This is a genomic window from Streptomyces sp. NPDC012825 (genome assembly GCF_042900925.1).
Lineage (GTDB): Bacteria > Actinomycetota > Actinomycetes > Streptomycetales > Streptomycetaceae > Streptomyces.
The window spans coordinates 365,794-388,128 of sequence record NZ_JBIBBZ010000004.1; the positions used below are offsets into that span (position 1 = coordinate 365,794).

Consider the following 22,335-nt stretch of genomic DNA (forward strand, 5'->3'; position numbering starts at 1 on the left):
CGTCCCCCGTCCGCGTTCCTCCTCCGGGCCCCGCGCCCCTCCACGAGCCGCATCCCCGTTCCGAGTTCCACCCCGTTCCGAGCTCCATCCCCGTCCCGAGCTCCATCCGCCGCAGACGACATGAGGTGCTCCTTCATGCCATCCCCCCGCACCGGGCCCGCCACAGCGCTGGTCCTGGTCTCCGCCCTCGCCGCCGTGGGACTCGGCCCCGCCGCCGTCCCCGCGGCCGCGGCCACCGTCCCGGCGGGTGCCGGAAGCTACTCCGACACCCGCCCCGCCGGTACCTCGGGCCCCACCACCAACACCGGCGCCCCGGTCACCCCCAAGGTCACCGCCGCCGCCCAGGGCAAGCCCGTCCCCACCAACGACTGGTGGTCCTCCCTCGCCTTCCAGCGCTACGGCGACAACCCGTACTCCACCCCCATGTACGGCCACCCGCTCACCTACCAGGCCGTCGCCGGCGGCCTGGAGGTCGGCTACCCCACCAGCCCCGCGATCGTGGGCGACGGGCGCCAGTACGAGTTCGCCCACAAGCGCGACCTCACCCTCGGTCTGACCGGTCTCAACTCGCCCGACACCAAGGCCGACGCCTGGTCCGACTGGACCGTCACCCCCTACTGGTCCGACGGCGCCCGCACCCTGCGCACCACCATCGGCCACGGCCTGCCCTTCGTGTACGCCAGGGGCACCGGCGGCGACGCCCGGATCACCACCGCCCAGGCCCCCACGGTCTTCTCCGACCAGGGCAACGTCCTCGGCATCACCGTCGCGGGCCACCACTACGCGCTCTTCTCGCCCACCGGCACCGACTGGAACGTCTCCGGCTCCACCATCACCGCCGGACTCGGAGGCAAGGACTACTTCTCCGTCGCCGTCCTGCCCTCCGCCGACGCGCTCGCCACCTACCGCAAGTACGCCTACAGCTTCGTCACCGGCTCCACGGTGAACTGGAGCTACGACGCCGGGACCGTCCGCGCCGCCTACAGCCTCACCACCGAGGCCAAGGAGGGCACCGAGCGCGGCACCCTCCAGGCGCTCTACCGCCACCAGTGGCTGCACACCACCGACCCGCTGACCCCGTACACCTACGTCTCGCCCCGGGGCACCATGAAGGTCCGGGAGGCGGCCTCCTTCACCACCGCCCAGAAGGCCGCCGCCACCCTCCCGGGCCTGCCCGGCAGCGGCGTCGACACGGCCCGTCTGCGCGGCTACCTCAACGAGGTCGCGAACTCCTCCGACCCGTTCTCCGGAGCCGTCGACACGTACTGGACCGGCAAGGCCCTCGGCAAGCTCGCCCAGCTCGTGCCGCTCGCCGACCAGATCGGCGAGGGCGCGATCCGCGACAAGCTCCTCGGCCTGCTCAAGGGCCGCCTCCAGGAGTGGTTCACGGCCGGCGGCGCCACCGAGTTCTCGTACGACCGGACCTGGAAGACCCTCACCGGCTACCCGGCCTCCTACGGCAGCGACACCGAGCTCAACGACCACCACTTCCACTACGGCTACTACGTGTACGCCGCCGCGATCGTCGCCCAGTACGACCCGAACTGGGCGGCCGACTCCGCCTGGGGCGGCATGGTCAAGACCCTGGTCCGCGACACCGCCAACCCCAGCCGCACCGACAGCGCCTTCCCCTTCCTGCGCGGCTTCGACGTCTACGCCGGACACAGCTGGGCCTCGGGCCACCAGGGCTTCGCCGCCGGCAACAACCAGGAGTCGTCCTCCGAGTCGACCAACCTCAGCGCCGCCCTCGTCCTGTGGGGCTCGGCCACCGGCGACGCCTCCCTGCGCGATCTCGGCACCTACCTCCTGACCACCGAGGCCGAGGCCGTCGCCCAGTACTGGTTCGACGCCGACCAGCAGGTCTTCCCCGGCACCTTCCAGCACGACACCGTCGGCATGGTCTGGGGCAGCGGCGGCGCCTACTCCACCTGGTGGACCGCCAACCCGGAGGAGATCCACGGCATCAACGTCCTGCCCGTCACCAGCGGAAGCTCCCTCCAGCTCGCCGGACACAAGGACGCGATCCGGCGCAACATCGCCGAGCTGGAGCGCGAGAACGGCGGTCCCGCCGTCGAATGGCGCGACATCCTCTGGGAGTTCCAGTCCCTCGCCGACCCCGGCGCCGCCAAGGCCAAGTGGGACGCCGGGAACGCCGGATACACCCCGGAAGCCGGCGAGTCCAGGGCCCACACCTACCACTGGATCACCGCGCTCGACACGCTCGGCGCCCCCGACGCCACCGTCACCGGATCGATCCCCACCTCCGCCGTCTTCACCAAGGGCACCACGCGCACCTACGCGGCCCACAACCACGGCTCGACCGCCCGCACGGTCACCTTCTCCGACGGCAAGTCCCTCTCCGTACCGGCCCGTTCCACCGCCACCGGCAACGGCACGGCGGGGCCCGGCCCCGACCCCGACCCGGAGCCGGGCACCGGCAACACCTTCCAGCTCCGCACCGGTGGCACGCTCACCACGGCCACCGGCGCCACGGCGGGCAGCGACACCCTCGCCTCGGCGCAGGGCGGCAACTACGACGGCACCCCGAACAAGCCGCTCGTCTACGTCGCCAAGAACGTCAACGGCACGCTCCGGACGGGCGGTTCGACCGCCTTCCGGCTCCAGGTGGACGCCGGCACCTCCGTCGGCCTCGGCCAGCAGGCCCGGATCAGCTACGACCTCACCGGCGACGGCACCTTCGACCGCACGGAGACGTACCAGTACTTCGCGACCGACCCGGTGACGGGCTGGGAGGAGTACGCCCAGTCCCGGGGCCTGAGGTCGGCCACCGGCACGCTCGGCGACCTGCGGGGCGGGACGGTGCGCCTGGAGGTCTGGAGCGCGATCGGCAACGGCGACGCACGGCTCCAGACGGGCACGGACCGGTCCGTGGTCGTCATCCCGTACGACTGATTCCGCAGGGGAGGGGAAACGGGGCGGCGGGCCCGGGTGACGCACCCGGGCCCGCCGCCCCTTCCCGTACGGGAAACCCCCCCGCGCGGTCAGGCGGAGGCGCGGCGGACCAGCGAGGTAGGGGTGACCACGGAGCCGGGGATCTCGGGCCCGGTCCCGTCGAGCAGCCGCATCAGCAGCTTCACCATCAGCCGGCCCATGCCCTCGACGTCCTGGTGCACGGTGGTCAGGGCGGGGGAGGTCCTGTCGACCACCGAGGCCATGTCGTCGAAGCCGACGACCGCCACGTCCTCCGGCACCCGCACCCCGCGCTCCCGCAGGGTCCGCAGCGCGCCCGACGCCATCAGGTCGTTGGCCACGAACACCCCGTCCACGTCCGGCCGTCGGTCGAGCAGCTCCGCCATGGCCCGCGCGCCGCTCTCCTCGGTGAAGTCGCCCGCGCACAGCAGCTCCGGACCGGCGTCCGGGAGGACGTCCCGGTAGCCGTGCAGCCGGTCGACGGCCGACGTCTGGTCGGCGGGGCCGGAGACGTGGGCGACGGTCCGGCGCCCGAGGCCCACCAGGTGCCGCACCGCCTCCCGGGCGCCGCCCCGGTTGTCGCAGTCGACGAAGGGCACGGCGGGATCGGTGCCGGGGGCGGGCCGCCCGCCGACGACCACCGGGATCCTGGCCCCCTCGATCACGGCCGGCAGGGCGTCGTCGCTGTGCAGCGAGAACGCGAGCGCGCCGTCGACGTGCCCCCCGCCGAGATAGCGGGCGATCCGCTCGTGGTCTCCCGGGCCCTCCACCCACAGCAGCACCAACTGGGAGTCGTGCGCCGTCAGTTCCCGGCTGATGCCGCGCACCTGCTGCTCGAAGAACGGGTCGGAGAAGATCCGGAACTCGGGCTCCGCGATGATCACGGCCACGGCGCCGTTGCGCCGGGTGACCAGGGTGCGGGCCGCGTGGTTGGGGACGTAGCCGAGCTCCTCGACGGCCCTGCGCACCTTCTCGACCAGGGGGGCGCGCACGCCCGCGCCCCCGTTGACGACCCGGGAGGCCGTGGCGCGGGACACGCCGGCGCGCGCGGCGACCGCTTCCAGCGTGGGGCGGGGCCCCGTGGTCTGCTCGGGCAAGGCGGGCGCTCCTCGACTGCGTCGGCTGGGCGGTGTACCGGGTCGTACGGGACGCGCACGGGTACGGCGCGCGTTCTCCTCCGGTCAGGGTATCTGTAGCCCCCACCTTCTGAGAGCGCTCCCAAGAGGAACGTGTCCCCGCGGACACCGCTTCCCGGAAACCTCGTTGCCCCCTTTCCCGCGCCCTCGCTACCGCCGGGCCCCGGGGCCGGTCCGGTGGACCGGGCCCCACGACGTGTGGCTCAGCAGCAGAGCGCCGGGCTCGGGACCCGGAGGGCGCGGGGGCGGAACCCGCCACGTCGGCTCATGGACGCTCACGCTGACAAGCAGCCGCCGCCGATCCCGTCCGCCTCCTACGCCGAGGGCCGACCGGCCCGTGCCTTCGTCACCGCGCTCACCCACGCGGACCCCGCCACGCGCGCGCGTGCCGAGGAACGCGTCCGCGGCCGGCGCCGGGTGCTCGCCGGAATGGCCGCCGGCACGCTGCGGGTCGGCTCGCGCACTCCCGTCCGAGGCCTGCCCGCCTGGGTCACCCCGGAGGTGCTGCGCGGCGGCTTCGCCACGGGCGCCGCCCGGGCCGGCGGGCCCCTCCTGCCGTACGAGGCCGAGGCGGCGCGGAAGGCCGGGGTGCCGGAGGACCGGGAGGCCCTCTTCGCCCACCACCTCACCGAGGAGGGCCTCGCCGAACTGTGGGCACTGCTCGACGGCACCCGCTACGAGGTGACCGTCCCCGAGGAGGCCGCGCTGCTCACGGTGGCCTGGCTGGTGCGTGCGGGGGAGACCGACGCGGCCCTCGAACTCGTCCGGGAGATAAGCCCGTTCGCGGCCACGCTGCGGTTCGCCCCGCGCCCGTCCGCGATCCCGGCGCCCGCCACCGACGCCGTACACCGCCGGACCGTCGCGCAGGCCGGGGCCGCCCTGGCCCGCCGGGGCCCGAACGACGCCGTCGAGACCCAGCGCGAGGCGCTCCGCGTCTGGCGGCCCTTCGCCGACGACCTGCTCCGGCACTGGCTGGAGACGGCGGGACCCGACCACCGGGTCCTCGGCCGCGCACCCGGCGACGGGTGGCACGCGCGCGGCGCCGCCCTCCTCGACCGTTACCGGCTCCTGGCCCGCGAGCACACCCGCTGCCGCGGCCACCGCGACCCCAGGGGCAACCTCGGGATCCTGCGCGGGGCCCTGGAGGAGACCGTCGCCGGCCGTCCGCCCGACCCGCGGCGCCTCGGGCTCCTGCGGCACGCCGCCGCCTCGATGGTCCGCAAGCGGGGCCTGCCCGGCTCGGAGCGGCACACGGCGGTGCGCGACGCCCGGGCGTCCCAGGCCGCGCTGCCCGCCCACCACGACCTCGCCCACCTCGTCGCCGACCGGATGTCCGTGCTTCCGCAGGACGCCGGCGCCACCGACCCGGCCGCGCTCCTCGTCCCGGTCACCGGGGCGGAGGAGCGGCGCTCCGGCCTGCCCGCGGGCACGGCCGTGCCGCCCGCGGTCCGCCGTGTGGTCGAGAGGGCGCGCAGCGCGCCCCTGCCCGTCCTGGTGGAGTCCGGCGTGATCCCCTCCGCCGAGGTGCTGGCCGAGCTGGTGCCCCAGCTCGTCGCCGCCGAGACGGCCCGGGCCCACCCGGACGCGCCGCTGCGCGCGCTCATGGCCGCGAACCACCGGGCGTTCGGCAATCGCCGCTCGCTGCTGCTGTTCGACCTGGAGCGGCAGGTCCGGCCCGAGGAACTGCCCTGGGTCCGCGCGGTGTCCGCGCAGCACCGCTCCGACGCGCGCGTCCGCGACTCCGCCCACGCGACGCTGCGGCACCTCGCCGAGGTCGCCGTGAACGGCTTCCCCGGCACCCTGCTGCCCAACCCGCCCGTCCGCGAACTCGCCGTGCTCGCGCGCCGGACCGGTCTGGACGCGCCCTTGGTCGAGGAGCTGGCCGCCGACATCTTCACGAGCACCTTCAGCCCCAAGTTCGCGGCCGCGGCCGCCGTGGCGGGGGAACTGCTCGAAGGCTCGCTGTACGAGAGGTACTACGGCATCGACTACGCGGCCGTCCACGTCCTGACCGAACAGGGTCCCCGGCGGCCGGCGCTCCGGGGCAGCGGCGCCCGGCACGCGCCGGACTTCGCCGCCCTCTGCCACGAGCGGGCCGGCCGGCGCCCCTCCGGCGGCTTCGGGAGCGTGGCGGAGAACGGCGCGGTGATCGAGCGGGCCCAGATCCTCACCACCCACAACCTCGCCGTCCTGGTCCACCGCGTCGGCGTCACGCCCGCCTCCGGCCGGGCGGAACTCGCCCGCCGCTGCTTCGCCGCGGTGTGCCGTCTGACGGACCGGGCCCGGCACGAGCGGCGCCCGCTCGGCACGGTGAAGGACGCGGCGTACGCCTGGCGGCAGATGCTGTTCCACCTGTCGCTGTGCGACGGGGCGACGGCGGCCGGGGTGCTGGCCGGGCTGCCGGAGGAGACCGCCCGTCACCCCGCCCCGGTGGCCGCCCGTCTGGCACCGGCCCTGGCCGGTCTCCGCAGGGTCGCCGACGGGGGCTCCTTCGCCGCCGACGGCACGGCGGACGCCGGACGCGCCCGGCGGCTGACCGGGTGGACCACGACGGGCGAGCACTGGCTGTGCGGGAACCGGGACCGGCCCGCACGGGCGTGATCCGCCTAGGGTGGCGACGTGACACCGGACGAAGCGGAATACCTCGACCAACTGCACGGCGAGCGGCATTGCTACGCCTGGGTCATGCGCCGCTACGGCGGCAGGACGCCGGAGCAGGCCGAGCGGGACGCCCTGGAGTTCTACCCGTACGAGCCGGAGAGCGAGCCGTACCGCCGGCTCGTCTTCCACGAGCACCCCTGGCACTGGGCGATGCAGGTGATCCACGGCGACCGGTACGCCACGGACCACCCGGAACTGGGCGACCCGCCACCGGAGTGCCCGCCCCCGGAGCGGGGCGACGACGGCGCGTGACACGACACCGCCCCGCGTGCTCCTGGCACGCGGGGCGGTGTCGTACGCGCCGGTGGTCAGCCCGCGGCCGGGGCCCCGACCCGGGCCGGGGTCTCCGCGCCGGCCGTCCGGGCGGCCAGGGCCTTCTGGGCGAGGTGTCCGAAGACGACGGCGAACACCACCCACAGCACGGCCTGGACGCCGAGCGAGGCCAGCCGGAACTCCCACAGCAGCTTGGCGGGGAAGCCCGCCTTGACCGCGTCGTCGTTCGCCGGCAGGACCGCGAAGGCGATGCCCGTCACGACGACGAAGCCGAAGCCGGCCGCCAGGCTCGCGTTCCAGTTGCCCAGGCGCGGCGCCAGACGGCGCCCGGCGATCACCGCGACGACGCCGAGCAGCACGCTGAGCAGGATCATCAGGAAGAACAGGGTGGTGCGCTTCCCGATGGTGTCGGGGTTGCCGACGGCCGGCGGGGTCGCCGGATACTTCAGGAACGGCACCAGGTAGACGGTGGTGAAGGCGGCGGCGGCGGTCAGCGCCGCGGTGGCCCGCGGACCGAACCGGCCGACGCGGCCGAGCGCGAACGAGAAGGCGAGCGCGGCGATGCCGCCCAGCGCCACCCCGTAGACCAGGACGCCGGTGGCCAGGCCGAGGGTGGACTGCACGGGACGGCTGACCACCACCTCCTCCTCTTCCTCCGCGGCCGCTCCCGCGCCGCCGTGGCCGCCGTGTCCGGCGTGGGCCGCCTCCTGGGCGGCCTGGGCCTCCTCCACGGCGATGGAGCCGTTCACGGAGGGCTCACCGCCCACGTAGGCCACGGCGAAGGCGAACAGACCGGCCATCAGACCCGCGAGCATGCCGCGGATCAGCAGGGTTCTCACAGTCGAGGCGTGCATGTGCGCGTCGCCCCTCAGTGGCACGGGAAGCCGAGCAGGTGGCGCCCGTCGTGCACCCACTCGTGCACGTCGGAGCCCGCGAAGAGGGACGTGGCGCCCTGCTCCGCGCCCACGAAGTACAGCGCGATCAGCGCGAGAAGGCCGACGAAGAAGGCCCAGGGCAGCACGGCCCGCACGGGCAGCGGAGCCGGTACGGCGACGGAAGGGGTGGAAACGGCAGCGGAGACGACGGCCTCGGCCATGATGAAACCTCCTGTGGGAACTCGCGTCCCAGACGGTGGTGCAGGACGACGGTCCACGGGTCTGACTCACCGCGGCCTCCCCCGCCAGGGGAAGCCTCGGCATACAGTGGCGCGACCGTGCCGGTTTCCCACCGGACTTCCGTATCGCCGTCGTCACGCTGTTCAAATGTCGCCTGACGGTACCGCGTGACGTGAACATTGTTAAGAGCGTGAGGCCCGGATCACTTTCCGTGCGCCTCCGGGCGGAACTCCCGTCCGCCGGCGGCCCCGTACGGTACGGGGGACCACCCGCCGCCCCGTACCGGCGCCGACCGCGAAGGATCCCGATGACAGTCCGGCTGACGCTCGTCCCGCCCGCCGTGAACGACGCGCTGCGCGAGGTCCGGTTCGACGACGACGGCCCCCTCGACCCGGCGGGACTCGCCCGTGCCGAGGCCCTCGCGACCGCCCCGGACCCCGCCGTGCGCGCGTACGCCTCGCCGTCCGCGCGCTGCCTCGGCACCGCGCGGGCCCTCGGCCTGCGGGCCGAACCGGTGACCGGGCTGGCCGGCTGCGCCATGGGCCGGTGGCGGGGGAGGACCCTCGGGGAGGTCGCCGCCACCGAGGAGGCCGCGCTCGCCGTCTGGCTGTCCGACCCGGAGGCCGCGCCGCACGGCGGGGAGTCCCTCCGCGACCTGCGCGTCCGGGTCGGGGCCTGGCTCGACGCGCTCCTGGAGGGATCGGGACGCGTCACGGCGGTCGTCGAGCCCGACGTCGTCCGCGCCGCGACGGTCCACGCCCTCGGCGTGCCGGACGCGACCGCCTGGCGCCTGGACGTCCGCCCCCTGACGGCCGTTCACCTCAGCGGACGCGGCGGACGCTGGAACCTGCGCGCCGGCGAGCCGCTCACCGGCTGACACGGAAGGAGGGAGGGGGCCACCCGGTGGCCCCCTCCCTCCCGCCGTACGCGCGCCGCTAGACGGGCCGCTTCCACTCCCTCAGCAGCAGATAGCCCAGGTACGCCCCTCCGACGGCCATCGTGTAGAGACCGACCGGCAGGTCGTCGAAGAGCGGCAGCTGCTGGGCCGCGAGGTCCGCGAGGACCAGGAGCAGCGCGCCGAGCAGGGTCGACATGACCAGCTGCGGGCCGCCGCTGCGGGTGACCCGCTTGGCGATCTGCGGCGCCGTCAGGGAGATGAAGGCGATCGGGCCGGCCACGCTGACCGCGCCCGCGGACAGGACGATCGACAGGGCGACCGCCGCCGTCGCGGTCCGGTCCGGGCGGACGCCCAGACCGGTGGAGAGGTCGTCGCCCATCTCGCCGATGCTCAGAGGCCGCGCGAGGAGCGCCGCGAGCGGCAGGCAGACGAGCAGCACCACCCAGATGACCGTCGCGTCGTCCCAGGAACGGGCGGAGAGGCTGCCGTTGATGTACGCGGTCAGGGCGCTCGCCTTGTCGCGCTCGACGGCGTAGACCACGTACTGGGTCAGGGCCGTCGACATCGCGGCCACGCCGATGCCCGCCACGACCAGGCGCCCCGGATTGCGGAACCCGGTCCCGGTGGAGACGTACACGAGCCCCATGGCGGCGACCGCGCCGACCAGGGCGCCGACGGACACCGGGACGGTGTCGGGGAAGAAGAGCGCGGCGGCCGCGGCTCCCGCTCCCGAACCGGCGCCGAGCCCGATCACGTCGGGGCTGCCCAGCGGATTGCGGGTGACCGACTGGAAGAGGGCCCCGGACAGGCCGAGGGCCGCGCCGGTGGCGACGGCCACCACGAGCCGGGGACCGCGCAGCCGGTTCAGGACGAAGGCGTTCTTGCCCGTCGCCTCGCCCATGAGCGCCGACGGCAGGTCGGCGAGGTCGATGCCCAGCCTGCCCGTCGAGAGGGTCGCCACGGCCGCCCCCAGGAGCAGCAGCACCGACAGCGCGGCGGCGACCAGGGAGGAGCGGCGCACGGGGATCGCGACCAGGGGTCCGACCCGCACGAGGACGCGGCCCGCGGGGCGCGACGGCGCCACGGCCGGGCTCCCGGTCCCGGCCTCGGCCTGTTCTGCGGTCCTCATGCCGCTCCCCTCATACGACGGACGGCGAAGAGCAGCGCCGGCGCGCCCACGAACGCGGTGACGACGCCGACCATCAGCTCCTCGGGACGCAGCAGGACCCGGCCGACGACGTCCGCGAGGAGCAGCAGCGTGGGGCCCGCGAGCGCGGTGAACAGGATCTGCATCCGGAAGTCCGCGCCCACCAGGACCCGGACCAGGTGCGGGACGGCGAGCCCGACGAAGGCGATGGGTCCCACCGCCGCCGTGGCCGCCGCGCTGAGCAGCGTCGCGGCGAGCAGCCCGGCGCCCTTGACGCGGGCGGGGCTGATGCCGAGCGAGGCGGCCTTGTCGTCGCCCATCGCCATGGCGTTGAGGCCGGGTGCGAGGACGACGGCGAGGAGGAGCCCGGCCGCGGCGAACGGCAGCACGGCCCAGAGGGCGTCGAAACCGCGCCCGCCGAGCGAACCCACCACCCAGTAGCGGTACGTGTCGAAGACCTTCGGCCGGGACAGCGCGACGGCCTGGATGAACGCGGCGAGGACCGCGGAGAGCACCGCGCCGGCCAGCACGAGCCGCACCGGGCTGCCGACCCCGCCGGCCGTGCCGACGAGATGGACGAGGACGCCGGTCACCAGGGCGCCGAGGAGGGCCCACCAGATCGTCTCCCGCTGCCCGGACGCGCCGAGGAACGCGGTGGCGGCGACGATGCTCGCGGACGCGCCCGCGTTGATGCCGAGGAGACCCGGCTCGGCGAGCGGGTTGCGGGTGATGCCCTGCATCAGGGTGCCGGCGATCCCGAGGCAGAGGCCCGCGAGCACCCCGAGGGCGGTGCGCGGGTAGCGGCTCTCGACGACGGTGCGGAGGTAGTCGTCGCCGTCGCCGGTGACGACCCGCAGGACGTCCGCGGGGGACGTCGGCTTGCTGCCGAACATCACGCTGGCGAGCAGGGCCAGGGCGAGCAGGACCAGGCACAGGACGGCGGCTGCTAGGTACCGGGCAGGGCCCCGCCGTGCGACGGCGGGGCCCTGGACGGTCCGGGAGAGTGTGGTCACGCGGAATCCGTTGTCACTTCCCGGCCTTGGCGACGGCCTTGTCGATCATCGGCAGGTAGCGCTCGATGCTGTACGGCACCGTCAGCGGGTTGATCATCGAGGAGGCGGTGACGAAGGGGGTGTCGTGGCTGTAGACGAGCGCGCCCTTCTTCACGGCGGGGATGGCCGCGTACAGCGGCTGGGCCTCGACCGTCTTGCGGGACTTCTCGTCCATGTAGAAGGTGAAGGCGATGTCGCTCTTCGCGAGCTTGTTGGCGTTCTCCAGGCCGATCAGGGCGGAGTCGGTGCCCTCGGTCTCCTTGAAGGTGTTCACCACCGGGTCGACCTCGAGGCCCAGCTTGGAGACCATCGCGACGCGCTGCTCCTCGGGCTTGAAGACGCCGAGGGTGCCGGGGCCGGTGTTGTAGATGTACGAGAACGTGACGTTCTTGTACTTGGGGCGGGAGGCGGCCGCGTCGGCGAGCTGCTTGTCGATCTTCGCCTCCAGCTCCTTGGCCTTCTCCGGCCGGCCGAGCGCCTTGGAGACGATCTCGATCTGCTGGTCCCAGTCGGTGCTCCACGCCTTGTCGGGGTAGGCGACGGTCGGCGCGATGTCCTTGAGGATGTCGTACTGCTTCTGCGTGATGCCGGACCAGGGGGCCAGGATGACGTCGGGCTCGAGCTCGGTGATGGCCTCGATGTCGAGCTCCTCGCCGCCCTTGAACTGCTTGGGCAGTTCGGCGCCGGACTTCGTCACGGCCTCGTGGATCCAGGGGAGGTAGCCGGTCTTGTCACTGCCCCAGGGGTACTCCTCGATGCCGACCGGCACGTTGCCGAGGGCGATGGCGGTCTCCGCGGAGCCCTGGCCGAGGGTGACGACGCGCTTGGGCGCGTCCTTGATGACCGCCTCGCCGAGGGCGCTCTTGATGGTGACGGGGAACGCGCCCGCCGGAGCCTTGGACGCCGAACCCGCCGCGTCGTCCTTTTTGTCGTCCGAGCCGCACCCGGTCACCATGAGGCCGAGCGAGAGCGCGGCGGCCCCCGCCACGAGGGCGCGGCGGCGAAGAGGGGTGAACACAGAAGGCATGACGGTTCCTTGTCTCCGGGCAGAGGTGTACGGGCGTCGCGGCCGTGCCCCTTCGGACGTGGTCGGAGGGGGGCGGCGATCGGCGCGAGCGCTTGTTAGGTGAGCCTAACCTATGCGTTCGCCGGCCCGAACGCCAGGGGTGCCGATCTTCGGAACAGGGCCGCGAGAAGGCCGCACGAGGGCCCGGAGGGGCAGGCGGGCGGCATTGGGGCCCACCCGAACGGGGGAGCCGCCCGGGTGGCGCGGGTCCCCGCGGCGCGGTCCCCTGGAGGATGCAGGGGACCGCGCCGGAAGGACGAAAGGCTCACAGGATGATCGCACCTGAGCGTCGGCGGACCGGCGGGCGGCCGGACCTCACGCCGACCCGGACGGGGGCGGACGGGCGATGAGCCCGGCGAGGGCACTCGACCCGAAGCTGTTCGACGCGACCGTGGCGGCGGTCGCCCTTTTCGCGGGCCCCGACCACCTGCTGATCTACGTCAACGCCGCGTACAAGAGGATGCTCGGCGCCCGCCCCCTCCGCAGGCCCGCCCGGGAGGCCTACCCGGAGCCGGACGCCGCCCGGTTCCTGGCCGTCCTCGACGACGTCCTCGCCACCGGACGGCCCCGCCAGCTCACCGACTCCCTGCTGCCGGCCCCCGGCGGCCCGGAGGAGGTCCGCCACTTCGTCTCCTCCTGCACCCCCGTCGCCACCCCGGTCGGCGACGGGGTCCTGGTCGTGACCCTGGAGACCACCGCCGAGACCCGCGCGCTCCAGCGCTTCGAGGCCCTGGTGACGGCCGTCTCCCAGATGGTGTGGGTGGTGCGCGCCGACGGCCGCGTCGAGGAGATCGTCCCCGGCTGGGAGAAGCTGACCGGAGTCCCCCTGCCGGACCGGGAGGGGGAGGACATGTACGCCCACATCCACCCCCGGGACCGGGAGGCGCTCGTCGACGCCTGGCACGGGGCGCTCGCCCGGCGTCCTCCCGAGATCTACCAGAACACCTTCCGGCTCCGGACGGCCGACGGCTCCTACCGCCACATGGCCACGCGGTGCGTCCCCATCGTGCGTGACGGACACGCCGAGGAGTGGATCGCCGCCACCGTCGACGTCGAGGACGCCTGGAACACGGAGCTGCGCGAACACCTCCTCGCCCGGGTGGCGCAGACGTCGGGCGGCGGCCTGGACGCCGCGTTCGCCGCGGTGGCGGACTCGGTCGTCCCCGACCTCGCCGACGCCTGTGTGATCCTGCTCCTCTCCCACGAGGAGTGGCCGCTGCCGGAGCACGCGACGGTCACGGCCCGGCGGGTCGCCTCCGCCACCCGTCCCGGACTCCCGCCCGCGCCCGCGCCGATGGGGCAGAGCGTCACGGTCACCCCGGTCATGCGGGAGGTGCTGGAGAGCCGCGAGCCGAGGACCTTCCGGCTGCCCCCGGACGGCCGGGTCCCGCCCGGTCTGGTGCCGGAGGTCACCGAGCGGTGGCTCACGGCGTCCGGCGCCACGAGCATGACCCTCGTCCCCCTGGTCGTCGACGACATCGTCCTCGGTTACGCCACCGCCGCCACCAGCGGGGACACCCCCGCCCCCGAACCCGCCGACGTCGAACTGCTGCGCGAGGTCCTGCACCACGCGCAGCGACCCATCCGCAAGGTCCTCGACCTCCAGCAGGCCCGCCGCACCGCGCTGCGCCTCCAGCGCGCCCAGCTCACCCGCCCGCCCGCGGTGCCGGGGGCGAGCCTGGCAGCCCGCTACCAGCCGGCCAGCCCGGCCAACGAGATCGGCGGCGACTGGTACGACGCCATCACGCTCCCCGACGGCACCCTCGTCCTCGACATCGGGGACGTCGCCGGCCACGACCTCGGCGCCGCCACCGTCATGGGCCAGATGCGCAGCATGCTCCGCGGCCTCGCCTGGAACAAGGGCCCCGACTGCACGCCCGGGGCCGTCCTCGCCATGCTCGACGACGCCGCCGACGGCCTCGACGTCGGCGTCTTCACCACCGTCGTCCACACCCATCTGCGCCGGCGCCCCGACGGCACCTGGCGGATGACCTGGTCCAACGCCGGACATCCGCCGCCCCTGCTGATCCCCGCCCGGGGCGAGCCCCGCTTCCTCGACGGCAGCGGCGAGGACCCGCCGCTCGGCGTGGCACCCGACTCCGTCCGGACCACCCACGCGTACGGCCTCGCCCCCGGCGACACCCTCCTGCAGTACACCGACGGGCTCATCGAGACCCCCGGCACCTCCCTCGACACCGGGCAGCACCGCCTCCTGCGGGCGGCCGCGCTCCACCGCGACGAGGACCTGCCCGGGCTGCTCCGCCTCCTCCAGGACCTCTCCGACCACCGCGACGACACCGCCATGATCGCCTTCCGCGCGGAACCGGCCGGCTGACGCCCACCGAAGCGCCTGCGGGAGCGACGGGCGGGAAGGGGGTCAGGCCGGTGCGCCCCAGGCCTTCGTCAGACCGTCCAGCCACGCGGGCGGCAGCTCGGCGGCGTCCCACTCCTCGTACAGGGCGGAGGGCGCCGCCGCGAGCCGCTCCAGGACGGCGACGCTGGTGGGGGAGTGGACGAGGGTGTGGCGACCGTGGATCGCGATGGCGCTGCCCGGCCCGTACTCCGCGTACAGCCGCTCCAGCCGCTCCCGGTGGGTCGTGGCGAACTCCGCCAACCGCCCCGCGTACCGGGAGCGCTGACGGGAGCTCATCGTGCGCAGGACGGCGCCGAGCACCTGCTCGGTGACCTCCGGGTCGAGGTCGGAGACGTCGGTGAACGAGAGGTAGATCGGAGTGACCGCCACCTTGGTCCGCTCCATCTCCGTGCGTCCCACGGGAGGGCGGTCGTCGGGGGACTCGGCCGTGGGGTCGGCGGCGAGGGCCCGCCGCAGGGCCCGTTCGGCGACGCCGCCGAGTTCGTCGGTCACGGCACGGGCACCGTCCAGCCAGCCGGCGGCGTAGGCCCCGCCCTTCCCGTCCGGGGCGCTCCGCCCGGCTCCGCCGATCTCCTCGTACGCGAGGGCCAGGGCGCCCGCCTCGACGAACCCGATCATCTCCTCCGCGTCGCCGGACCAGACGCCGGCCCGGGCGAGGAGCTGGAGGAGCGTCCTCTTCGCGTTGAGCACGCTGGCCGCGTCGAGCCGCTGCCGTCCCTCTTCGGCGGTGGTCATGGGGTCCTCCTCGTCGTACGGGCGGCGCGGTGCGGGTGCGCGGAATGCTCTGTTCGAGCCTACGCAACACCCTTTGCCCCGAGGACGTTTCCCCTACCGTCGCGCGCGTCGGCACCGGCCCCCGCGCCTCCCTTCCGTCCGGGGGGAGCGCACGGCCCCGGTTCAGCCGCGGTACACGCGCAGCTCCGTCACCTCGTACGACATCTCCGCCGTGCCGGCCTCGGGCGCCGGATGGTAGCGGCCCGCGCACACCGAGAGGTTCACGATGAGGTGGGCGCGCCAGGAACGGCCCACCCCGCGGCGGTCGTCGAAGGCCCGCGCGCCGTTCACCCACCACACCACCGAGCGCGCGCCGAACTCGACCCGGAAGTCGATCCACGCCCCCGGGCGGACGGCCGGGTCCCGGAAGTAGTGGTGGCGCCCCCGGACCCGGTTCGACAGTTCGAGGAGGTCCGGGTTGTCGGGGTGGTACTCGAAGACGTCGATCTCCTGCCCGCCGTCGCGCCAGGTCCAGATCGCGGGCCAGGCGCCGATCTCCACCGGCAGCCGCACCCGGGCCTCCAGGACGTCGCCGGTGCGCACGAGGAACCCCTCGGCGCTGCCCTCGGTGGTGAGCAGCCCCGCCGTCCAGCGGCCGTCGGGCCGGGGGGTCGCCCGGAAGACCCCGCTCCGGCTGTACGCGGGATCGTCCGTGAGGTGGTCGAGCTTGTTGTCGCCCGGGTTGATCGGACCGCCGTGGGGATAGGCCCAGGAACGGCCGGCGACCCACTGCTCGGCGGAGGAGAAGTCGGCGTCGAGGACGAGGTTCCGGAGAGGCCGCGCCTGACCGGGCACCCCCGCCCCCGTGCCCGTCTCCGTCCCGGCGCCCGGGGCCTGCCCCGGGCCGGAACCGGATCCCGCGCCGCGGCGCAGCAATCGGTCGAAGAAATCGGTCAGCACGGCTCGCTCCTCTCGTGCGGGGCCCATCGGCCCAGAGACGATGTGCCCCGCTCTCACCAGCATCAACCACGGAGGGTGACGAGTTGGCGACAAGTGGTCACTTCACGCCGTCGCGTTTCACCGCGTCCCGGCAGGTGGGGAGGAAGGGCTCCGAACGTCCCGGCGGGACATCGGCCGGGGTGGCGGAGGACGGGCGCACCTACCAGGCCTCTGTGGGTGCGTCTGTCCGATCCCCTCGAACAGCCTTGCTGCGACCCGTGTCGATCACGTAACGTCCTGCGACGTGAACACCGGACCGGCTATACGCCACACACGGACGGGCGACCCGGTGGACGACTGACGGCTCGGCGGGCGCGGAGAGCGCGCCCCCTCCGTTCGACGCGGGGACCACCCGGTGCACGAGCACCGCGCGTCCCTTTCCCGTCGAACAAGAGCGAGGTCGTCCCCATGTCAGTCACCTTCAACCACACCATCGTCGCGGCCGAGGACCGGCACGAGTCGGCACGGTTCTTCCGGGAGCTCCTGGAGCTCCCCGAAGCACCCTCCTGGGGCCCGTTCGTCAACGTCCGGCTCCCCGACGGCGTCCTGATCCAGTTCGCCGAGCCCCCGGTGGAGATCCAGATGCAGCACTACGCGTTCCTCGTCGACGACGAACTGTTCGAGCGGGCGTACGGGCGCCTGTGCGCGCAGGGGATCGAGCACTGGGCCGACCCGCAGATGCGGCGGCCCGGCGAGACGAACACCGAACACGGCGGCCGCGGCGTCTACTTCAAGGACCCCGCGGGTCACGCCATGGAGCTGATCACCCGCCCGTACCTGTAACCCCGCCCGGCACGGGCGGGACCCGTGACCTCCGCCCCCGTCCGGACGCACGGGGGCGGAGGAGGCGCGAGGGCCTGTTGGTCCGCCGGAACGGGCCGAGCCTGTGGTACTGCCTTACGGAGACATCGTGATGTTTGTCCCGTAATGCCGCGAAAGGTGCCGCCCGTGTCGCAGGAAGAAGAGAGGCCGGAAGGCCGCCGGAAAGGCGCCGCACGGGCCAGGAGCCGGGGACTGCCGGTGCTGCCGACCCTCCTCACCCGCTCCGACCGCCGCCACCACGCCCGTACCGACCGGATCGTGTTCGGGGTCACCGCCGTCCTCACCCTGGCCTTCGTCGTCTGGGGGGCCACGGCCACCGAGAGCCTGGAGGACGTCTCCAGCACCCTCCTCGAAGGGCTGATCCGCGACGGCGGCTGGGCGTTCATGCTCGCCGCCTCCGGATTCGTCGTCTTCGCGCTGTGGCTCGCCGTCAGCCGCTACGGCCGGATCACCCTCGGCCGGGAGGAGGAGGGGCCCGAGTTCCGGACCGTGTCGTGGATCGCCATGATGTTCAGCGCCGGCATGGGCATCGGCCTGATGTTCTACGGCGTGAGCGAACCGCTCGCCCACTACGGCACCCCGCCGCCCGGCACCCACCCCGTCGACTCGGCCGAGCGGATGCAGACCGCCATGGCCACCACGCTCTTCCACTGGACGCTCCACCCGTGGGCGATCTACGCCGTCGTCGGCCTCGCCATCGCCTACTCCAGCTTCCGGCGCGGACGCCGCCAGACCATCAGCGCCGTCTTCGTCCCGCTGATGGGCGAGAAGCGGGCGTACGGCGGTCCCGGCCGGGTCATCGACATCCTGGCCATCTTCGCCACCCTCTTCGGCTCCGCCGCCTCCCTCGGCCTCGGCGCGCTCCAGATCGGCAGCGGCTTCGAGGAGCTGGACTGGATGGAGAAGACCGGCACCGGACTGCTCGTCGCCATCATCGCGGTCCTCACCGTGGCCTTCGTCCTCTCCGCCGTCTCCGGCGTGGAGAAGGGCATCCAGTGGCTCTCCAACATCAACATGGTGCTCGCGGCGGTCCTCGCCGTCTTCGTCTTCGTGGCGGGCCCCACCATCATCGTGCTCGACCTGCTGCCCACCTCGATCGCCGCCTACATCGGCGACCTGCCGCAGCTGGCCGGGCGCACCGAGGCGACCAGCGGCGAGAACATCCACGACTGGCTGGGCAGCTGGACCGTCTTCTACTGGGCCTGGTGGATCTCCTGGACGCCCTTCGTCGGCATGTTCATCGCCCGCATCAGCCGGGGCCGGACCATCCGGCAGTTCGTCGGCGGGGTCATCCTGGTCCCCAGCACCGTCAGCCTGATCTGGTTCGCCATCTTCGGCGGAACGGCGATGAGGCTCAGCGAGCGGGGCGAACTGGCCGAGGAGAGCACCCCCGAGGGACAGCTCTTCGGCGTCCTCAAGGAGTTCCCGATCGCCGGCGCCATGAGCCTCCTCGTGATGGTCCTCGTCGGGATCTTCTTCGTGTCCGGGGCGGACGCCGCCTCCATCGTCATGGGGACGCTCTCGCAGCGCGGCTCCTTCGAACCCACCCGGCCCGTGGTCGTCTTCTGGGGCGTGGTGACCGGCGCGGTCGCCGCGATCATGCTCCTCATCGGCGACGGCGAGGGCGACGCGCTCGCGGGCCTGCAGAACCTCACCATCCTGGTGGCGGCGCCGTTCGTGCTCGTCATGATCGGGATGTGCGTGGCGCTCATGCGGGACCTGCGCAGGGATCCGCTCATCGTCCGCGGCGAGATGGGGGAGGAGGCCGTCGAACTCGCGGTGATCGCCGGCCACGAGAAGTACTCCGGGGACTTCGAGCTGCGGATCGGCCCCGGCGAGCCGGGCCAGGACGGTCCCGGCTCCTGACCCCCGACGGAGAAGCGGGAGCCGGGAGGAAAGGACCGGGAGGCGGCCGGTCAGGCGCGGCCCGCCGCCTTCTGGCTCCTGCGGGACAGCGAGTCGACGACCACGGCCGCCAGCAGCACCGAACCCGTGATCATGAACTGGACGGCGTTGCTGACGCCCATGATGTTCATGCCCGACTGGATCGACCCGATCACCAGGGCCCCGAGCAGCGCCGACCAGACCGAGCCGCGCCCGCCGAACAGGCTCGTACCGCCGATGACGGCCGCCGCGATCACGTTCATCAGCAGATTGCCGCCGCCGGAGGTCTGGCTCGCGGACTGGATCTGCCCGGCGAGGAAGAGACCGCCGATCGCCGCCATGGTCCCGGCGATCGAGAAGACCGTCATCCGGACGAACGGCACGCTGATGCCCGCCCGGCGCGCGCCCTCGATGTTGCCGCCCACCGCGAAGATCCGCCGCCCGTACGTGGTGCGCCGCAGCACGAAGTCCAGGACCACCAGCAGGACCAGGAAGATCAGGAGCGCCAGCGGCAGCCCCTGGTACCGGTTGAGGATGTACGCGGTGACGAACGCGAGCGCCGCGACGACGAGCGTGCGCAGCACGATCTCGGCGACCGGCCGGGACGGCACCCCGGCCGCGCGCCGCCGCCGGGCGTCCAGGAGCGAGGCCGCCAGGAAGAGCCCGACGCCGACGGCCGCGGTCGCGTAGGCGGCGACCGGGCTGTGGAAGACGGTCGAGTACAGCTCGGCGACGATGCTCTCGGCCGGGATGTTGACCGTGCCGCTCGTGCCGAGCACCTGGAGCATCAGCCCGTTCCAGGCCAGGTTGCCCGCCAGGGTGACGACGAAGGCCGGCACGCCCACCTTGGCGAAGAAGAACCCGTGGATCAGCCCGACGACCGCACCGCCCGCCACGGCGACCAGGAGCGCCGACCACTCGTTCATGCCGTGCAGGACGTTGAGCACGGCGAAGATCGCGGCGCACAGACCGCTCACGGAACCGACCGACAGGTCGATCTCGCCGAGCAGCAGCACGAACACGATCCCGACCGCGATCATGCCGGTGCCGACGATCTGCTGGCTGAGGTCGGAGAGGTTCTGGGCGGAGAGGAACGTGCTGTCCAGACTGCCGAACACCGTCCAGATGACGATCACGGCGAGGACGACGGGCAGGGACCCCAGCTCCCCGCTGCGCAGCTTGCGCCGGAACTCCCCGACGTACCCCCTGACGCCCTCCTCGCGGACGAGGAGCCGGGTGTCCACGGCGGGCACGGCGCCGGAGGCCGGTTCCTGCGCGGCCCCGTCGGCGTCCTTGGAGAGACGGTCCCGTTTCACGACTCCTCCCCCCTGCGGGCCCGGCGCCGGGTGACGGCGCTGTCGGTGGCCCCCGTGATGGCGGAGATGATCTCCTCGGTGGTCGTCGCGCGCCTGTCGAAGAAGCCGTTGTTCCGGCCGAGGCGCATCACCGCGATCCGGTCGGCCACCGCCATCACGTCCACCATGTTGTGGCTGATCAGGATCGTCCCGAGACCCCGGTCGCGCAGCCGCTCCACCAGGTCGAGGACCTCGGCGGTCTGCTCCACGCCCAGGGCGGCGGTGGGCTCGTCCAGGATCACGACCTTCGGGTCGCCGATCAGCGAACGGGCGATCGCCACCGTCTGACGCTGCCCGCCGGAGAGGGACGCCACGGGGATGCGGACGCTCGGGATGCGGATCGACAGGGTGTCGAGCAGCTCGCGCGCCCGCTGGTCCATGCGGACCTCGTCGAGGATCCCGAACCTGCGCAGCTCCCGGCCGAGGAACAGGTTGGCGACCACGTCGAGGTTGTCACACAGGGCGAGGTCCTGGTAGACGGTCGCGATCCCGAGGTTCTGGGCGTCGTGGGGCCGGGCGATGGAGACCGGCCGCCCCTCCCACGCGATGACGCCCTCGTCGGGCGGGTTCACCCCGGCGATCGCCTTGACGGCGGTGGACTTGCCGGCACCGTTGTCGCCGACGAGCGCCACGACCTCGCCCGGGTGGACCTCCAGGTCGAAGCCCTTCAGGGCCTGGACCGCGCCGAACCGCTTGGAGACCCCCCGCAGGGTGAGCACGGGTGACTCCGGCAAGGGAACCGCCTCCTCCGTCCGTCCGCCCGGGGGACGCCCGCCCGCCCGAACGGTACGGAACGACTCGCGCCTACTGGAGACCGGTCTCCTCGCAGGCGGCCGCGTAGGCCGGGGTGCAGATCTCCTGGACCGTGTAGAGCCCGTCCTTGACGACGGTGTCCTTGATGTTGGACTTGTCGACCACGACCGGGGTCAGCAGCGAGGCGGGGACCTTCTGGCCACTGCCGCTGGTGACGGTGGTGGGGGTCAGGTCGGACGGGATCGGCTTGCCCTCCGCCAGGTTGACGGCCATGGTGGCGGCGATGTCCGCCTCCGGCTTGTACGGCTTCTCGACCGTGATGGTCTGCGTGCCGAGCAGGATCCGCTGGATGGCGTCGAGCTGCGCGTCCTGGCCGGTCAGCGGCACGTTCATGCCCGCCGCCTTCAGGGCGGTGGCGATGCCCGCGGCCAGCCCGTCGTTGGCCGAGTAGACCCCGACGATCCGGTCCTTGCCCAGCGAGCTGATCGCGCCGGACATCTGCTGGTTGGCGTTGTTCGGGTCCCAGTTCGGCGTGTCGTACTCCTTGCCGATCTTCACCTTGCCGTCCAGGACCGCGTGCGCGCCGGCCTTGAACTCGGCGGCGTTCGGGTCCGTCGGCGACCCGTTGTGCATCACGATCTCGCCGCTGCCCGCCTTGTCGCCGAGCGCGTCGAGGAGCGCCCGGCCCTGGAGTTCGCCCACCTTGCGGTTGTCGTACGAGACGTACGCGTCGACCGGGCCCTGCGCGAGGCGGTCGTACGCCACGACCTTGACGCCCGCGTCACGGGCCTTCTGCACGGAGGACTGGATCGACTTGGCGTCCACGGCGTCCAGGATGAGGACCTTGTCGCCCTTGGCGAGCGCGGTGTTCACCTGCTGCTGCTGGGTGGTGGCGCTCTCGGCGGCGTTGTAGTAGTCGATCTGCGCGTCGGGCGCCAGCTCCTTGATCTTCGCCTCGATGTAGGGCCGGTCGAACTTCTCGTACCGGGTGGTCTTGCTCTCCGGCAGCAGCAGACCGATCCTGACCTCGCCCTGTGCCGCGGCCGGCTGCGCCGCTCCGGTCGTCGCCACCGCGCCCAGGGAGAGGGCCGCGGCTCCGGCGAGTGCGATCGCGCCCCGCAATGTACGGCTCATGGAAGGCTCCTTTCGTACGCC

At 73.3% G+C, this 22,335-nt stretch carries 18 protein-coding genes, 1 tRNA gene and 1 riboswitch; of the genes, 8 read left to right on the forward strand and 11 right to left on the reverse strand.

Translation table 11 applies throughout. The annotated features are described in order from the left end of the window. Positions 1–135: 135 nt before the first annotated feature. On the forward strand, positions 136–2,913 hold the full coding sequence (locus ACFY7E_RS13230; RefSeq protein WP_389484051.1) for a glycosyl hydrolase: 2,778 nt from the start codon (positions 136–138) through the stop codon (positions 2,911–2,913). Positions 2,914–3,002: 89 nt separating this feature from the next. Here the strand turns inward: ACFY7E_RS13230 and ACFY7E_RS13235 are convergent, their stop codons facing one another. Beyond that, positions 3,003–4,028 carry a LacI family DNA-binding transcriptional regulator gene (locus tag ACFY7E_RS13235; RefSeq protein WP_389484053.1) on the reverse strand — a complete coding sequence of 342 codons (1,026 nt, stop codon included), beginning with the start codon at positions 4,026–4,028 and terminating at the stop codon, positions 3,003–3,005. A 231-nt stretch (positions 4,029–4,259) separates the two neighbouring features. Here ACFY7E_RS13235 and ACFY7E_RS13240 point away from each other — a divergent pair. From ACFY7E_RS13240 to ACFY7E_RS13250, 3 genes are all read left to right on the forward strand, one after another. After that, positions 4,260–4,331: transfer RNA gene (locus ACFY7E_RS13240), tRNA-Pro, on the forward strand. A 3-nt stretch (positions 4,332–4,334) separates the two neighbouring features. Then, positions 4,335–6,668, forward strand: coding sequence for a hypothetical protein (locus ACFY7E_RS13245; RefSeq protein ID WP_389484055.1), 2,334 nt, complete (start codon positions 4,335–4,337; stop codon positions 6,666–6,668). Between the two features lie 18 nt (positions 6,669–6,686). Then, positions 6,687–6,980, forward strand: a complete 294-nt coding sequence (locus ACFY7E_RS13250; RefSeq protein ID WP_389484057.1) for a hypothetical protein — start codon at positions 6,687–6,689, stop codon at positions 6,978–6,980. Between the two features lie 56 nt (positions 6,981–7,036). Here ACFY7E_RS13250 and ACFY7E_RS13255 read toward each other — a convergent pair whose 3' ends face one another. Both ACFY7E_RS13255 and ACFY7E_RS13260 read right to left on the reverse strand, forming a co-directional pair. Beyond that, positions 7,037–7,855 carry a CbtA family protein gene (locus tag ACFY7E_RS13255; RefSeq protein ID WP_389484059.1) on the reverse strand — a complete coding sequence of 273 codons (819 nt, stop codon included), beginning with the start codon at positions 7,853–7,855 and terminating at the stop codon, positions 7,037–7,039. A 14-nt stretch (positions 7,856–7,869) separates the two neighbouring features. Continuing rightward, positions 7,870–8,097: a CbtB-domain containing protein gene (locus ACFY7E_RS13260; protein WP_041132733.1), complete on the reverse strand. Its 228-nt coding sequence runs from the start codon at positions 8,095–8,097 to the stop codon at positions 7,870–7,872. A gap of 39 nt (positions 8,098–8,136) precedes the next feature. Further along, a riboswitch (cobalamin riboswitch) is annotated at positions 8,137–8,299 on the reverse strand. A 124-nt stretch (positions 8,300–8,423) separates the two neighbouring features. Between ACFY7E_RS13260 and ACFY7E_RS13265 the strand changes: the two genes are divergently transcribed. Next, the gene (locus ACFY7E_RS13265) at positions 8,424–8,993 is read left to right on the forward strand and encodes a histidine phosphatase family protein (RefSeq protein ID WP_389484061.1); all 570 of its coding nucleotides are present in this window, start codon (positions 8,424–8,426) and stop codon (positions 8,991–8,993) included. A gap of 58 nt (positions 8,994–9,051) precedes the next feature. Here ACFY7E_RS13265 and ACFY7E_RS13270 read toward each other — a convergent pair whose 3' ends face one another. Genes ACFY7E_RS13270 through ACFY7E_RS13280 form a run of 3 tightly spaced genes read right to left on the reverse strand, consistent with a single transcriptional unit; the run spans position 9,052 to position 12,240 of the window. After that, a complete protein-coding gene (locus ACFY7E_RS13270) occupies positions 9,052–10,143 on the reverse strand; it encodes a FecCD family ABC transporter permease (protein ID WP_389484063.1) in 1,092 nt (363 codons plus the stop codon). Next, positions 10,140–11,174 (reverse strand): FecCD family ABC transporter permease, encoded by a 1,035-nt coding sequence (locus ACFY7E_RS13275; RefSeq protein WP_383440521.1) that lies wholly within the window; start codon positions 11,172–11,174, stop codon positions 10,140–10,142. The genes ACFY7E_RS13270 and ACFY7E_RS13275 overlap by 4 nt, the downstream gene beginning before the upstream one ends. Before the next feature lie 13 nt (positions 11,175–11,187). After that, on the reverse strand, positions 11,188–12,240 hold the full coding sequence (locus ACFY7E_RS13280) for an iron-siderophore ABC transporter substrate-binding protein (RefSeq protein ID WP_389484066.1): 1,053 nt from the start codon (positions 12,238–12,240) through the stop codon (positions 11,188–11,190). A gap of 385 nt (positions 12,241–12,625) precedes the next feature. Here ACFY7E_RS13280 and ACFY7E_RS13285 point away from each other — a divergent pair, with 385 nt between their 5' ends. Then, positions 12,626–14,614 carry a SpoIIE family protein phosphatase gene (locus ACFY7E_RS13285; RefSeq protein WP_389484068.1) on the forward strand — a complete coding sequence of 663 codons (1,989 nt, stop codon included), beginning with the start codon at positions 12,626–12,628 and terminating at the stop codon, positions 14,612–14,614. A gap of 42 nt (positions 14,615–14,656) precedes the next feature. Here the strand turns inward: ACFY7E_RS13285 and ACFY7E_RS13290 are convergent, their stop codons facing one another. Beyond that, on the reverse strand, positions 14,657–15,388 hold the full coding sequence (locus tag ACFY7E_RS13290) for a hypothetical protein (RefSeq protein ID WP_389484070.1): 732 nt from the start codon (positions 15,386–15,388) through the stop codon (positions 14,657–14,659). A gap of 162 nt (positions 15,389–15,550) precedes the next feature. Then, positions 15,551–16,222, reverse strand: coding sequence for a beta-glucanase (locus tag ACFY7E_RS13295; protein WP_383440526.1), 672 nt, complete (start codon positions 16,220–16,222; stop codon positions 15,551–15,553). 552 nt (positions 16,223–16,774) lie between these two features. Between ACFY7E_RS13295 and ACFY7E_RS13300 the strand changes: the two genes are divergently transcribed. Continuing rightward, positions 16,775–17,149, forward strand: a complete 375-nt coding sequence (locus ACFY7E_RS13300) for a VOC family protein (protein ID WP_389484072.1) — start codon at positions 16,775–16,777, stop codon at positions 17,147–17,149. Between the two features lie 144 nt (positions 17,150–17,293). Continuing rightward, positions 17,294–19,054 (forward strand): BCCT family transporter, encoded by a 1,761-nt coding sequence (locus tag ACFY7E_RS13305; protein ID WP_389484074.1) that lies wholly within the window; start codon positions 17,294–17,296, stop codon positions 19,052–19,054. 50 nt (positions 19,055–19,104) lie between these two features. Here the strand turns inward: ACFY7E_RS13305 and ACFY7E_RS13310 are convergent, their stop codons facing one another. The 3 genes from ACFY7E_RS13310 to ACFY7E_RS13320 all read right to left on the reverse strand — a co-directional run bounded on the left by ACFY7E_RS13310 (position 19,105) and on the right by ACFY7E_RS13320 (position 22,314). Further along, a complete protein-coding gene (locus ACFY7E_RS13310; RefSeq protein ID WP_389484076.1) occupies positions 19,105–20,388 on the reverse strand; it encodes a sugar ABC transporter permease in 1,284 nt (427 codons plus the stop codon). After that, positions 20,385–21,161, reverse strand: a complete 777-nt coding sequence (locus ACFY7E_RS13315) for an ATP-binding cassette domain-containing protein (protein ID WP_383440502.1) — start codon at positions 21,159–21,161, stop codon at positions 20,385–20,387. The genes ACFY7E_RS13310 and ACFY7E_RS13315 overlap by 4 nt, the downstream gene beginning before the upstream one ends. Before the next feature lie 70 nt (positions 21,162–21,231). Further along, positions 21,232–22,314 carry a sugar ABC transporter substrate-binding protein gene (locus tag ACFY7E_RS13320; RefSeq protein ID WP_383440499.1) on the reverse strand — a complete coding sequence of 361 codons (1,083 nt, stop codon included), beginning with the start codon at positions 22,312–22,314 and terminating at the stop codon, positions 21,232–21,234. Positions 22,315–22,335 lie beyond the last annotated feature (21 nt).

What these genes read in the sequence shown, in the direction of transcription:
- ACFY7E_RS13270 (WP_389484063.1), bottom strand. Translation starts at nt 10,143, where the DNA reads ATGAGGACCGCAGAACAGGCCGAGGCCGGGACCGGGAGCCCGGCCGTG.
- ACFY7E_RS13320 (WP_383440499.1), bottom strand. Translation starts at nt 22,314, where the DNA reads ATGAGCCGTACATTGCGGGGCGCGATCGCACTCGCCGGAGCCGCGGCC.
- ACFY7E_RS13290 (WP_389484070.1), bottom strand. Translation starts at nt 15,388, where the DNA reads ATGACCACCGCCGAAGAGGGACGGCAGCGGCTCGACGCGGCCAGCGTG.
- ACFY7E_RS13280 (WP_389484066.1), bottom strand. Translation starts at nt 12,240, where the DNA reads ATGCCTTCTGTGTTCACCCCTCTTCGCCGCCGCGCCCTCGTGGCGGGG.
- ACFY7E_RS13265 (WP_389484061.1), top strand. Translation starts at nt 8,424, where the DNA reads ATGACAGTCCGGCTGACGCTCGTCCCGCCCGCCGTGAACGACGCGCTG.
- ACFY7E_RS13255 (WP_389484059.1), bottom strand. Translation starts at nt 7,855, where the DNA reads ATGCACGCCTCGACTGTGAGAACCCTGCTGATCCGCGGCATGCTCGCG.
- ACFY7E_RS13285 (WP_389484068.1), top strand. Translation starts at nt 12,626, where the DNA reads ATGAGCCCGGCGAGGGCACTCGACCCGAAGCTGTTCGACGCGACCGTG.
- ACFY7E_RS13300 (WP_389484072.1), top strand. Translation starts at nt 16,775, where the DNA reads ATGTCAGTCACCTTCAACCACACCATCGTCGCGGCCGAGGACCGGCAC.
- ACFY7E_RS13245 (WP_389484055.1), top strand. Translation starts at nt 4,335, where the DNA reads ATGGACGCTCACGCTGACAAGCAGCCGCCGCCGATCCCGTCCGCCTCC.
- ACFY7E_RS13305 (WP_389484074.1), top strand. Translation starts at nt 17,294, where the DNA reads ATGCCGCGAAAGGTGCCGCCCGTGTCGCAGGAAGAAGAGAGGCCGGAA.
- ACFY7E_RS13260 (WP_041132733.1), bottom strand. Translation starts at nt 8,097, where the DNA reads ATGGCCGAGGCCGTCGTCTCCGCTGCCGTTTCCACCCCTTCCGTCGCC.
- ACFY7E_RS13230 (WP_389484051.1), top strand. Translation starts at nt 136, where the DNA reads ATGCCATCCCCCCGCACCGGGCCCGCCACAGCGCTGGTCCTGGTCTCC.